Annotated in this window: 9 protein-coding genes; 4 read left to right on the top strand and 5 right to left on the bottom strand. The window is 54.9% G+C overall.

All coding sequences use genetic code 11. The features are described 5' to 3' along the window. Window positions 1-96: 96 nt before the first annotated feature. Complete coding sequence (locus tag B3075_RS08800; RefSeq protein ID WP_290487911.1) at window positions 97-1,167, bottom strand: hypothetical protein; 1,071 nt, start codon at window positions 1,165-1,167, stop codon at window positions 97-99. 1,132 nt (window positions 1,168-2,299) lie between these two features. Here B3075_RS08800 and B3075_RS08795 point away from each other — a divergent pair. Next, window positions 2,300-3,007, top strand: coding sequence for a LamG-like jellyroll fold domain-containing protein (locus B3075_RS08795; protein WP_290492077.1), 708 nt, complete (start codon window positions 2,300-2,302; stop codon window positions 3,005-3,007). Window positions 3,008-3,096: 89 nt separating this feature from the next. Beyond that, entirely contained in the window at window positions 3,097-4,764 is a 1,668-nt protein-coding gene (locus tag B3075_RS08790) for an SGNH/GDSL hydrolase family protein (RefSeq protein ID WP_290487909.1), read from the top strand. Window positions 4,765-4,868: 104 nt separating this feature from the next. Here B3075_RS08790 and B3075_RS08785 read toward each other — a convergent pair whose 3' ends face one another. From B3075_RS08785 to dnaG, 3 genes are read right to left on the bottom strand one after another with little or no spacing between them, the layout of a single operon-like run. Continuing rightward, on the bottom strand, window positions 4,869-5,609 hold the full coding sequence (locus B3075_RS08785) for a M15 family metallopeptidase (RefSeq protein ID WP_290487908.1): 741 nt from the start codon (window positions 5,607-5,609) through the stop codon (window positions 4,869-4,871). Window positions 5,610-5,647: 38 nt separating this feature from the next. Then, window positions 5,648-7,714, bottom strand: a complete 2,067-nt coding sequence (rpoD, locus tag B3075_RS08780; protein ID WP_290487906.1) for an RNA polymerase sigma factor RpoD — start codon at window positions 7,712-7,714, stop codon at window positions 5,648-5,650. 59 nt (window positions 7,715-7,773) lie between these two features. After that, window positions 7,774-9,603, bottom strand: coding sequence for a DNA primase (gene dnaG, locus B3075_RS08775; protein WP_290487904.1), 1,830 nt, complete (start codon window positions 9,601-9,603; stop codon window positions 7,774-7,776). Between the two features lie 154 nt (window positions 9,604-9,757). On the opposite strand from dnaG, the gene B3075_RS08770 reads away from it, so the two are divergent. Next, complete coding sequence (locus B3075_RS08770) at window positions 9,758-11,194, top strand: NfeD family protein (RefSeq protein ID WP_290487902.1); 1,437 nt, start codon at window positions 9,758-9,760, stop codon at window positions 11,192-11,194. A gap of 26 nt (window positions 11,195-11,220) precedes the next feature. Then, window positions 11,221-12,579, top strand: coding sequence for a 30S ribosomal protein S12 methylthiotransferase RimO (rimO, locus tag B3075_RS08765; protein ID WP_094136475.1), 1,359 nt, complete (start codon window positions 11,221-11,223; stop codon window positions 12,577-12,579). Between the two features lie 115 nt (window positions 12,580-12,694). Here rimO and B3075_RS08760 read toward each other — a convergent pair whose 3' ends face one another. Then, window positions 12,695-13,306, bottom strand: a complete 612-nt coding sequence (locus B3075_RS08760) for a hypothetical protein (RefSeq protein WP_290487898.1) — start codon at window positions 13,304-13,306, stop codon at window positions 12,695-12,697. Between the last annotated feature and the right edge of the window lie 317 nt (window positions 13,307-13,623).

Here is a 13,623-nt window from a genome sequence, read left to right as displayed (position 1 = left end):
GCATTTTTCTCTGTGAATAAAAACCGTCCCGTATTGCTACGGAACGGTTGGAGCAGATGTTATCCGAGTGGGATAAATACCACCGGATTAACAGGATTACTCAACCCACCAATCGGGCTTGTCACAAGAACGATATTGATTGTTCTTATAGAAATCATGACCGCCAATCGTCACGTAATTGCTGGAGTCCAGACTGCCGGGGTGCGTCACGTAACGGTCATAGGTATAGGGAGCTTCCTCCATTCCCAGAACCGTTTCAAGTGCTTCCCTGGCTTTCTCCAAATTCGGGCATTCCTGTGGGTTAAGAGAGCCTTCCATGGCTTTTTGATACTGGGTTCCTCCGATACTTGCCCACGATTTTTTCGTAAGATCATCAGCAACAGTTTTAACAACGGTTCGGTTATCCAGACTGCCGTGTTTACCTCGTCCCCAGCGGTTACGAAAGACGGAAGCAATGGCAAGATATTCCTGTTCGTTGTACTGGGACTGTTCTGCAAAAATGATACAGGCAATCTGCTTGAATTCTGCGGCGGTTACTCCCGCAATGGAGCCGGAATCCTTTTTCTGCGGATTCCCGTCATTGTCATTATAGACTTCATACCATTTGATAGGAGACGGAAGATTAACAGATTCCTTGGGCCAGTCGATACGGCAGCCCAATGCGATTTGGTAGAGCGTCATGGGGGCGCCTGAAGCCAGTTCTGACTTAGTAGTGTCATTCTTGACATACTTGCCTTCCGGGGGCATTTCCGCTGTGCTCATGATAGCAATGCAGCCTTCATAGGACTTGTTTTCCGGTTTATAGGCCCTGTTATTGTAGGTCAGCTCGCAGTAGTGAAACCCGCGTTCCAGGTTGGCCTGCGCCGTCTGAGTGGTGAGGGAACCTCCTCCGGTCGTGATGTCAACTTTAGCATGGGGGATTTTGAGGGTCAGCGCATCGTCTCCATCGATACGGAAATAGTGCATACCAGACTTTTCCACCTTGATGTAACCTTTCCAGGTTTCGTTGCGTTCATTGACATTCTGCTTAATGGGGATAAGCACGGGATCGGTCATGATCGGATTGCCGTCGTCGTCCGCATGGATAAAGTAGCCGGGAACCGGCTTGGATTCCTTTTCTTTCATTTTGATGAAAGACACGGATACGAATTTAATGTCATCTGCCATAATATGATTTTTTCTATGATTAGATTTTTTGTACGTCGGGATTATTCTATCTATCATAAAAAATGAAGAATATCCCCTTACAGAGATACGAACATCCTATGGTTCAACAAAGAAATGTATCACGTTATGAGTTCATTTCCTGAAGGAAATGTTGCCTTGAAGCCGAGTCTTTGATAGACAGACGATTTTTATAAGATAATAAAAATCATGGCATTAGATGCCATATCTGAACAACTGCGAGAAGAGATAAAGTATTATTGATATGCAGTGACCACATCGTTCAACATCTTACGTTTAAGAAAATCCTTCTCTGTGCCCGGAATGGAAACAGGGCCTTCCCAATACGGAGAACCATCATTCACAACAGCCATGCACGCTTTGCTGCAGCATGGAGAGGTACGGCATGAACAAACGCCATTTGCACAGTCACTTAAAATACGGGAGGCCAAGACGCCCGCAACAAAAAAACTCTTCGTCAATGAATAGCCAGGAATTGACCAAACTGCGCTTTTCCTCTCCTATATTACGGACAAACCGGTTTGGAAATCAACAATCATTATTCATCCTCACGTCCTCGCTGGAACATTTGCCCTCTTCACGGCCCAACCGGAAAACAAAGACAGCAGCAGGTTGGTAATAGGCGTCATCAATTTCCAGCAGGTAACCCTGCCTGTACAAATCTTCCGAGACTTTTTTCAACGCCTGCGCCGCCTGGATGCGCAGGATGCCGCGCCGGTCGTGGTAGCCGTCCTATCCTTTTTCTTACGCGGGTTTTAGAATCCGCGGTTTCATTAATAGTAAAAAATTTTCAGGGGAGAAAGCGTTTCTTCTCTGAAAGGCAATGTGCGTTCATTATAAATGTGATGATAATAAATTATTGAAAGCAAATTATTTATGTATTTCAAAAAGATACGAATAACAAAAATGGCTCTTTTCTTCCCTTGGAATCTTCTTCTTCACATGAAAAGCTGAGAGGGTTTCGTCTCCGGCATGGAGCCCTTCGGAAAACATCGGGATTTGTTCTTAAATCCTTTCCCTTCAAACTAAGAGCTTGACTGCGGATTCTAAATCCGATACAAGGTGCGCCGTTATGAGAAAAAACAACATCTTCTCCGTCTTATTTTCAGCCGTGATGGTTACTGTTGCAAATGCGGAGCTCGTCGCCTCCTTTGATTCCCTGACCGGAATTTCTCAGACATCCGGGGATTGGGCGTTCTTGAACAACAGTGCTGTTAACCCTTTGTTTGAAAACGGCACTGCCATTTTTCAAAACGGAGCCGATGTTCTTTATCTGAAGAAAAGCGACAATTCTTCATTCGCTGCCAATAATCAAACCCTGACCATGACCATCTCCGGCCTTCAGCCCGGAGGAAACGCCGGCAATACGCTGAACGCCTTGTTTACTTCGTCAAATACATGGGGATTATGCCTCAGCTCCAGCGGCCAGTCAAAAATAACGGGCATGTGGAATAATGTCCAGTGGAACAACGCGAATAACCGGGCCATCAGCATTCCGGAAGGGACCTTCACCCTGACGGTGACCATGGGAACAAAAAACGGACAGAATGGAACATTGCTCTACATTAACGGCCAAGAGGAGGCGTTTATTTCGGGCCTCTATGGGTCGAGCCTGAATACCAATCAGTACTGCATCGGCAACAACAGCTCCGGGAACAAGGGAACCTCCTTCACGCTGCATAATCTGTATCTTCATGATACCAGGCTGACAGCGGAGGAAGTAGCCGACTTCTACGCTGAAATTGTTCCGGAACCGGCAACGGCCACCCTTGGTCTGCTAGGACTGGGTATCCTGTGCTTCAACAGACGCCGCCGGGCCTAAACCGGACAAGGAAACAAATCCTCTTCATCTTTAATTTCCAGCCTTGGCCCAGCCAAGGCTGTTTTTCTCTTTTTCTTTTAAGTTTTACCATGAAACGTTCTCTCTTCCTCCTTTCCTGCATTGCTTCCGGAATATTTTCAACAGCCGCGGCCGCAGATCCGGGCGGCGTCATTTTTATTGGCGATTCCATTACCCAAGGAGGAAGTTTTCTTGCCGGGAAAGTCGCCAGTTACCGTTATTCCCTGTTTAAAAACTTTGTAGACAACGGAATCCGTTACAACCCCATGGGGACGACGCAAGGAGCAGCCATGGGAACGGACGTCTCATCCCAAACGCCGGACTACATGGGCGTACAATTCTCCAATGTCTCGGAATCCGCCGCCAGCGGGCGCTCCTACCAATACGCGGGCCATGAAGCTAACGCCATGTACCGGCAGGATCCCGGAACAGTAATGCCTGAAAAAAACAGGGGGCCGCTCTCTGTCAAGCTGGGGCTTGAAAATCCCTTTACCCAGTCCTCCGACCAGTTTTATGACGGCACTTCGCTGGTCACCTACACGGGAGACACTTACCAGTCCCTGTACGGAGACGTCAAAGCTTCCACCGCCTGCATCATGATAGGCATTAACGATCTCTATGACATGAGCCAGAAAGGATATGCCCAGACTCATGAACAAATCGTGGAAAATATCCAACGAATCGTCACCACTCTCCAGGAATACAACCCGGATATGAACGTGGTGGTCATGGGTTGTCTGCCAGTTGGCAGCAACAACGGTGCCCTTGGCGCGGGAGTAAATAACGTTTCAAACTATAACAGCCTTCTTCAACAAGCCGTTTCCGGATGGTCCACCGCAACCTCCAGCGTTCGGTACGCGGACGTTTCCCAGGGGTTTTACGCCAGCAACGGAGCGATGATTGATACCATCCGGGGTGCGCATCCCAATGCGCAGGGGGAATTGATCGTAGCCGGCAACATCGCCCGCGTTCTGGGCGTGGGGCAACGCACCATGGGGCTTGAAAGACGCTCCGGGGCAAATCTGACCTTTCACGCGGATCTCTCCACAACGTCTCCCGTAGTCAAGAACGCCTCTGGCGCCGTTCTCGGCACGTTTACACACGCATCCTCCGGAGCAGGCAACCTGTGGAGCAGCAACGGCTCCACCCTCTCCTTCTCCTCCCCTCAGAACACCTCTGACTGGCTCCGGTTGGCCCTGCCGGCAAATACGGCCGGAGAGGCGCGGACCATCACCCTTTCCATTCAGCTGAGCATGGTTCATGATGAAGTGACGCCCGGCAGCAACTTCCTGACAGTATTCCTAGGAGACGGACTGTACGGGGCCGGGCTTCTGGCCATTGGGGAAGACGGCATCTACTGGGGCAACGGCTCCAGCGGCACTCTGCTTTATGGCGCCGCATACGATGACGCTAACAGCCACTTCATGACCCAGGGAATTCATGATCTCAGGATTGTCATCAGCGGCGCTACGGAAGACGGCTCCAAAGGCCTGTTCCAGATATGGCTGGACGGCCAGCTGATCGGGGAAAACAGAACCCCCACCCTGGGCAATTACTACCAGAATGATATCCTGTTGGCCAAAAGAACTTCTTCCGAATCCACCCATGCCAACATCTACGGCGTTTCACTGGAAATGGGAACAGCCTTTGCCCCCATTCCGGAACCGGCCTCTGCCTCTTTGGGAATAGTCGGCATGGCATTCCTGATCTGGAAACGCCGCAGGGCGGTTTGTCATTAAAAACACCCTGCTATTTCCAGGAGTAGAAATTCATCTTCCCGCATGGAGTCTCTTCCTCCCGCCGGAATGGAGAGAGGAGGAAGACGCATTCGCAACAGAAAATGTTACGGTTGGCCTGCGGAAGCCATGCCGTCCCACACGGGAAAGTAATAATGCAGGGCAGGTTCAGGCTCATTCAACAGGCGGTAATGCCACCATTCCGGGGCATAATTGGCAAAACCCTGTTTTTCAAAAGCCTTTTTCAGAATCATCCTGTTCCGGCGCTGGGACGGAGTCACTAATGTGGAGTCCGTGGCGGAACTGGGATCCAGCAGGTCATGATGGCCGCCCATGTCCACTGGTTTTCCAGTCCTGGCGTACAGCAGGGAAACATCCACAGCCACGCCCCGGGAATGTTCCGAGAAATCGCGCACATAGTGGTCTCCGAACACCTTGGCCTTGTCAATATGGGGATAATACCGGGACTTCATCTTTTGGTCCCCGTCGTCAGCTCCCCATTTGCAAATGTCCAGCACGGCGGTATGGGGACGGTAGGCGTCATCAATTTCCAGCAGGTAACCCTGCCTGTACAAATCTTCCGAGACTTTTTTCAACGCCTGCGCCGCCTGGATGCGCAGGATGGCGCGCCGGCCGCGGTAGCCGTCCAGAGGACGCCCTACAAAATTGTCATATCCGGCATATTTCAAATCAGTCTTCACCAGCGGAGCCACCTGGTCCACATACACAAAGCCCGGCTGCATCACGGGCTGAAGGGGCTGATTGAACGCCGGTTTGAATTCCCTGCTGCCGGAACAGGAAACCAGTAACAAAAACATGCCGCATGCCGCAGCTACGCAAGTCTTCATGACTACGAAGCGTAGCACGGCATGCGGCGCAAATCCGGTCAGGATTCCGTCATTTCCAGGAATCCCTTGATCTTGCTGATGCGCGTGGGATGGCGCAGCTTGCGGAGGGCTTTGGCTTCAATCTGGCGAATGCGTTCGCGGGTGACGCTAAACTGGCGGCCCACTTCCTCCAGAGTGCGGGGACTGCCGTCCCGGAGGCCGAAGCGCTGTTCAATGACTTCGCGTTCACGATCCGTGAGGGTGTCCAGAACATCCTTGATTTTTTCTTTCAGGAAAGAGAAGGAAGCTTCCTCCATGGGATTCTCCGCCGCCTTGTCTTCAATAAAGTCACCAAAGGAGGTATCGTCGGAATCCCCCACGGGGGCTTGCAGGGAAATGGGCTGCTGGGCCATTTTCAAAACGGAACGCACGCGTTCCACAGGCAGATGGATTTCTTCCGCGATTTCTTCCGGCGTGGGTTCCCTCCCGTACTCCTGCACCAGCTGCTTTTGCACGCGCATCAATTTGTTGATGGTTTCAATCATGTGCACGGGAATGCGGATGGTGCGGGCCTGGTCCGCAATGGAACGGGTGATGGCCTGGCGAATCCACCAGGTGGCATAGGTGGAGAATTTGTAGCCGCGGCGGTATTCAAATTTTTCCACCGCCTTCATCAGGCCCATGTTGCCTTCCTGAATGAGATCCAGGAAGGAGAGGCCGCGGTTGGTATATTTCTTGGCAATGGAAATAACCAGGCGCAGGTTGGCCTCCACCATTTCATCCTTGGCCCTGCGGGCTTCACGAAGCCATTTGCGGAGTTCCTGGTAGGCTTCTCCCATTTCATCCGCAGTCATCCACATGCGGAGCTCCAGCTCTGCCAGATGTTCCTTGAGTTCCTTGTTGGCCGGATCCAGGGAAATCTTCTTCTGCATGCGGAGCACGCGGTCGCGGGCTTCGTCAATCATGGAACAGAAATCCTCAATCACCTTGTGCTTGAAATACAGGCGGCCGAAAAACTTCACCAAAGCGCCGGCAACCTTGTCAAACTCGGCCTGGCGGGCCTTGACGGACTTGGCAGCCTCCTTGCTGCGGTACAGCTTGCGGAAGGAATCGGAGGCGTCCTGATGGGTCTGCTGGATCTGGGCGCAGAGCTGGGCCAGCCCTTTCATGTAGCGCTCGCGGGAGTCTATCTTTTTGTCAAGGATAACGCGGTCAAAACGTTCCTCATTATCGAGCAGGCGATAGGCTACGTCCAGATAAGCATTCGCAATGAAACCGAAGCGGTGCACGCAGCGCTGGACGTTCTGTTCCGCGTCCTCAATTCTCTTGGAAATGGCTACTTCCTCTTCACGGGTAAGCAGGGAAACCTGGCCCATTTGCTTCAGGTACATGCGGACGGGATCATCCAGAATGTCCATCTTGGCTTCGAGCTTTTCCTCTTCATCCTCTTCTTCCGTGCTGATGCGGGTGCGGTCCGTGTAGCTGTCCACGTCGGACGCGTCAATGATGTCAAACGCCATGCTGCGCAGGCGGTCCATGATGGCCTCGTAATCCTGCTGATCGACGATGTCGTTGGGAAGGGAGTCATTGATGTCGTCAAAAGTCAGATACCCCTGTTCCTTGGCGAGCTTGATAAGTTCACGGATTTTTTCCTGAATCTCCGGAGCGTCAATCGGATTCGTGATCTTGCGGCTGGCAGCCCTCTTGCGTTCCTCTTCCAGAATTTCGCTCAGCTTTTTGGGAGCTTCCTCCTTCGCGGCAGGTTTGGCAGTCTTCTTCTCCACCGGCTTCTTCTCCGCAGCCTTGGCTGGAGCTTTCTTGGCGGGAACTGCTTCAGGCGCCTTTGCCGGAGCCTTTTTGGCGGCCGGCGCCGCCTTCCTGGAGGCAGAAGCCGGAGACTCTTTCTTTGCCGGGGCCTTTTTTTCCGCAACGGGCTTGGCGGCGGCCTTTTCCGCAACCGGAGCGGCAGCCTTGGCGGAGCTTTTTTTGACAGGAGCCGCCTTGGGAGCGGTTTTGGAATTTTTTGCGGCAGGCCGGGCCGCTATTTTTTCCTTGGATTCAGAAGCTTTTTTGTTGGCGGAAGTCTTCTTGGGAGAAGAGGGGGATGGGTCACCGGATTTGGACATATCTTGAAAAGAAGAGGGCACAATTCACCATTATATCAACACCCGGAGGTATTGAGGCGTTACATTGTACCCAGCAAACGCTTCAAGTCAACACTAAGTTTGGATAATTCCAGCCTTCTGGCAGCATCCGTGGAGGGATCCGCCAGTTCCGCCATCAGGGAGGCGATGTGCCTCTCCAAAGCGGCCTTCGCAATGCCGGAGCAGGCTTCCTGTACGCTCCTGTCCACATCGGGAATGGGGATAGGCTCCAGATTCAGCATGCCCAGGGCGTCCCGTTCCGGCTGAGGCAGGGACGCCAGAAAAGCCTGAACGGCCGCGGGGCTGTCCGGAGAAGGCAGCCTGGCCAGAATTTTCTTTAAGATGCCTCCGCCCTGCAGCAGCCGCATCGGCTCCAGCAATTCTTCAATGCGGTCCACGATAAGCCCCTGCGCACGGGAATTCTGAATGGCCAGTTCACAAAGCACGGCCACGGCGCGATCCATCTTTACAGGAGGCTGATGCGGAACCTCCGCAGCCATCTTGCGTTCTGCGGACTGGGCCTGTTCCTGCCCCTTCCGGCGTCCGGCCATTCTGACGGCGCCGCGCAAATTATCCGCAGCCATGCGCATGCGCGTGGCCATGTCAGCCGTAGCCAGGTCCCGGGCCACCGGATCGCTCATGCAGGCCAGCAAGGCCGTCATCTCACGGGCAAAAGAGGCGCCGGAAGCCGCGTCATCCAACAAGCCGCTCTCCCTGGCCCGTTCCATGCGGACCTCAAAGAAGGAACGGGCCTGCTCCACCATCCCGGAAAAAGCCTCTTTCCCTTCCCTCTTCATGAAAGAATCCGGATCGTCCCCGGCAGGAAGGTTCACCAGGTAAATATCCTTGCCGAAGGGGGCCAGTTCACGGAATGCCCGGTCCGCCGCAGCCATGCCCGCCTTGTCCGCGTCAAAACACAACACTATCCGCGAAGCATAGCGTGAAAGAATCCTGGCATGCTCCGGAGTAAACGCCGTCCCCAAAGGCGCTACGGCAAAAGAAATCCCCGCCTCATGGCAGGCAATGACGTCAATCTGCCCTTCGCACAACAGGGCTTTGCCGCTTTTTCCCATTGGGCCGCGCGCCTTGTCCAGGGCAAACACCACATCCCCCTTTTTGAAAATGGCCGTCTCCGGGGAATTAACGTACTTGCCTGCGTTTTCCTGAGGCCGCAGGACGCGGCCGGAAAACGCCACGCATTCTCCATAAACATTGTTGATGGGGAACATCAGCCTGTCCCGGAAGCGGGCGTACAAATCTCCCCGTTCTCCGCGGTTGGCGAGACCGGAATCAATCAGCACCTGGTCTGGAATCCCCTCTCTGCGAGCCCAGGCCAGAAACTCCCGCGAGGAGTCAGGCGCCCATCCCACCTGCCAGCGTTTCGCCATGTCCGCCCCGTATCCGCGGGAATTCAGGTAAGCCCTGGCCTCCGCCGCCTTCGGGGAACAAAGCAGGAGCCTGTGGAAAAACCCAGCTGCTTTCTTGTGGGCCACCAGCAACGCCGTGCGTGCCTTGCGCCGCCTTTCCTCCGCCGCGTCATAAACTTCCTCCACAATGGAGATTCCGGCTTTTTCCGCCAGCCTTCGCACGGTATCCGCAAACCCCAGGTTCTCCATCTTCATTACAAAAGTGATGGCGGACCCTCCTTCCCCGCAACCAAAGCATTTGAAATTCTGCCGACTCTGGTCCACAATAAAGGAAGGCGTCTTTTCATTGTGGAACGGACAGCACGCTTTCCACCGGGAACCGGCCCTTTTCAGGGGAAGATAGGCCCCCACTACATCTACAATGTCAGTGGCCTCCAGAACGCGCCGGATGCTGTCTTCATCAATCCTTCCCATAAGGCGGGACCAGTCTATCACAGGGGGCACGGGTGCACAAGAAGACAGAATCGGAACGCCATGCGCGGAAAAACGACGCCTCCGCAGGCAGGCCGGGAAAAATGGCGCAGCGCCAATGGCCTCCCGCCCCGGAGGAACGCATTTCCCCATTGAGCGCGGGAACGGAACATGCTAGCCTGCCCTTATGAAGCTCATTCACCTTCTGTTGCTGGCTCTGCTGGCCCTGTTTGCCGGCTACCCCTTCCGGGCGGCCGCGGAGGAAACCTTCCGCGACAGGGTAGTCGTCATCCCCGTGGGGGAAGACTCCCTGACCAGCAAACAAAGCTTCGGCTTCATGAACCGCATCCTGAAGAGGGCGCAAGAGGAACAGGCGCGCGCGGTAATATTCGACTTGAACACGCCCGGGGGCCTGGCCTGGGAAACCAGCGAGATGATGATGAAAAGCATCCAGCCGCTCACCATTCCCACCTACGCCTACGTGAACCCCAGGGCCATGTCCGCCGGGGCGCTCATCTCCGCGGCGTGCGATAAAATTTACATGGCGCCCGTCTCCTCCATAGGGGCGGCCGGCATCATCACTTCATCCGGAGAGGAAATGGACCCCGTCATGCGCAAGAAAGCGGAAAGCGCCTTCTGGGCCTTTACCCGCTCCGTCGTGACGGAAAAGGGTTACCGCCCGGAAGTGGTGAAAGCCATGATGATCCCGTCCGACCAGGAACAGCAGTTCGGCCCCGTCAAACTGGAAAAAGGCGCCCTCCTGACCCTGACGGGCAAGGAAGCCGCCGCGCGGCTGGAAGACGGCAGGCCCCTGCTGGCCCAGGGCACAGCCTCCTCCGTCACGGACCTGCTGGCCCAGGAGAAAGTGAATGCCCCTGTGGTCACGGCGGAACCTACGGCCTTTGAGCGCATCGGCCTGTGGATTGCGTGGGCTTCCCCTATCCTGATCCTGCTGGGCATCGGCGGCATTTACATGGAATTCAAAACGCCGGGATTCGGCATCGGCGGCGTTGTGGCCATTGCCGCGTTTGCCCTGTTCTTCTTCGGCAACAACATTGCCGGGAATCTGGCCGGCTATGAGACGGCGGCCCTGCTCGTTCTGGGCATAGTCCTTCTTTGCGTGGAATTCTTCGTTATCCCGGGCACGTTCATTGCGGCCATTGCGGGCGGCGTCTGCATTTTTCTGGCCCTGTTCGGCGGCATGGTCAGCTCCTGGGAATGGGACCATATCATCCGGGACGGACAGTGGGATGACGTCAACACGCTGGCGGCAGTCCTGGGCATCCCCCTCCTGAAACTGGTCCTGGGCCTGACCGGAGGCTCCCTCCTGATTGCCCTGCTGATGAAATACCTCCCGGATTCCGTCCTGATGCGCCGCGTCACCAACGCCACAGTCAGCGGAGGTTCCGCCGGCGAGGCGGTCAACATTGCGCGCGTTCAGGTAGGAGACCGCGGGAACGCCGTCACGGAGCTGAAACCTAACGGAAAAGCCATGATTCATGGCGAAATATGCGAGGTTTTCTCTCGACAAGGCATACTGATTAAGGGTACCCCTGTGCGCGTCGTGGACATCCGTCCATTCGACCTCGTCGTCGTCAAGGACGACTCCCCCTCCGGGGATTGACGCCATCACGCTTCCTACTTACTGCCATGCCTCTCACCGTTGGACTCATTTCCCTGGGCTGTCCCAAAAATCTGGTTGACTCTGAAATCATGATCGGCCACCTGCAAAAAGCCGGCATGACCATGACTCCGGAACCGGAACTTGCGGACGTAATGGTAGTCAATACCTGCGCTTTCATTGACCAGGCCAAGCAGGAAGCCATCGACGCCATTCTGGACATCGTGCGCGCCCGGGAAAACGGGGCTTATCCGGAAAACCAGAAACTCATCGTGGCGGGCTGCCTGTCCCAGCGTTTCCGGAAGGAACTGCCCGCCCTGCTGCCGGAGGTGGACGCCTTTATCGGTCCGGATCAAATCACCAAACTGCCGGAAATCATCACTCAAGTGATGAACCGGACCATACAGGACCGGAATTTCATTGAAGGGAAATGCAGGTACGTTCCTGACTGGAACACGCCACGCTACCGCCTTACCCCGCCGCACACGGCCTACATCAAGATAGCGGAAGGCTGCAACCACGGCTGCGCCTACTGCATTATTCCCATGATCCGCGGACGCCACCGCAGCCGTTCCCAGCAGGACGTGGTGCGTGAAGCGGAAGCCCTTATCCGGTCCGGCGTGAAGGAAATCTGCCTCATCGCGCAGGACATCACCTATTACGGCATGGATAAATGGACGGACGAACGCCCCAACCGCCGCAGCGCGGTCGATTCCTCCCGCGGAGAGTCCCTGGCCTCCCTGCTCCGCGCCCTGAACGCCATTGAGGGGGAATTCTGGATCAGGCTGCTCTACACCCACCCCGCCCACTGGAGCGACGAACTGACCGCAGCCATCGCGGAATGCCCCAAAGTGGCCCGCTATGTAGACATCCCCCTCCAGCACATTTCCGATAACATGCTGGACGCCATGCAGCGCGTAACGGACGGAGACTATATCCGCACCTTGCTCCGGAAGATCCGGAAAGCCGTTCCGGGCATCGCCATCCGCACCACCTTCATCACCGGATTCCCCGGAGAAACGGAAGAAGACCATCAGGAGCTGATGGAGTTTATCGAGGAATTCCGTTTTGAACGCGCCGGCATATTCACCTTCTCACGGGAGGAAGGGACAAAAGCCTACAAGATGCCCAACCAGGTGCACCACCGCACCAAGGCGCGCCGCTACAATGAAGCAACCATGTTGCTGGCGCGTCTCGCCTCGGAAACGGGCCAGGAGCAAATCGGCAGACAAATCCGCGTGCTGGTGGATGCTCCCGGAGTCGCCAGGACGGAATGGGATGCTCCGGACATCGACGGAACCGTTTCCGTTCCTCTGACGCTGCCCGTCGGGCAATTTGCCACCGTCACCGTAACGGATGCCGTTGCGTATGAACTGACGGCGGAATAAGATTACTTCCTTGCCCGGCAGAAAGAAACCGGGGACAAAAACACGGGCGGAGCGCAGGCCTGCATATGTTGCCTCCTGTTTTCCGCCCGGCTTTCCGGATTTTTCCTCAAAGGCCCTACTGCTTCACGCTGGATTCAGGCAGGGGAACGTTTTCCGGAGGCGCTTCCTGAGGCGCGGCTCCCGACGGAGAAACGGAATTCGGAACAGGAACCAGAGAGGTATTCATCCGGGATATATCCAGCTCACGGGAAGCGGCGGCGGCTTCCGGACTGACGGCGCCCATATTGGAGGGCAAAGGAAGCAAGGCACCGTCCGGGCCAATCATATCGGAGGCGGAAACAGGATAAAAACTCATCATTTCCTGCGGATTAACAATCTCCGAGAGGCTCACGTAGCCCTGGCTGCCGTCTTCAAACTCAACTTTGGCGAATAAATCCCCGCAGACCAGCACCTTTCCGGTTTTCACACCACCCCTGACGGTTCCGCTGGTGGAAAAATTATTTTCCGGATTCTGCTCAAACACCATCATTCTGTCCTTCTTGAACGTAACGGCTTCCCCAGGCTTGTAAAATGCCTGTTCCGCCTTGTTTTTAGCCGCCATTTTCTTGGAAGTGATTCCTACGGGATCCAACGCGGAACTCTGGCGGTCCCAGGCATTCACATGCTTGTTCGGACCGCAGGAGGCCAGCAGCACCAGCAGAGCGGAAGAGGGAAAAAGCAATTTCATTTGCGGATTATCTTAATTGCCGCGGCTTACGGATGGAAGCAGAATTTGCGCCTGTTTCCGCCGGAGGCTGTTTCTAAAAGAAAAATTCCGCCTTTCCTTCCTGTTCATGCTGTTTCCGCAGAGAAAACCATGCCGCTCCCGAACCGGCCTCCCGGGTAAATAACCGGATTCCCGGTAAGGCATTTATTCCCGCGGCGGAAAACAAACAGCCTGCCTTACCGACGCCCGCCCCTGCTCCACTTCCCAGGAAAAACCGCAAAGCATGGCGCAAAGACAACGTATTAAGCTTGCTGCCTTCCCACCGGAAATGCTATTCT

Origin of the sequence: Akkermansia sp. UBA7090, assembly GCF_002493465.1 — a bacterium.
Taxonomy (GTDB): Bacteria; Verrucomicrobiota; Verrucomicrobiia; order Verrucomicrobiales; family Akkermansiaceae; genus Akkermansia; species Akkermansia muciniphila_A.
The sequence above is the reverse complement of the archived record's forward strand: the minus strand, read 5'-3'. Positions and strand labels throughout refer to the sequence as shown.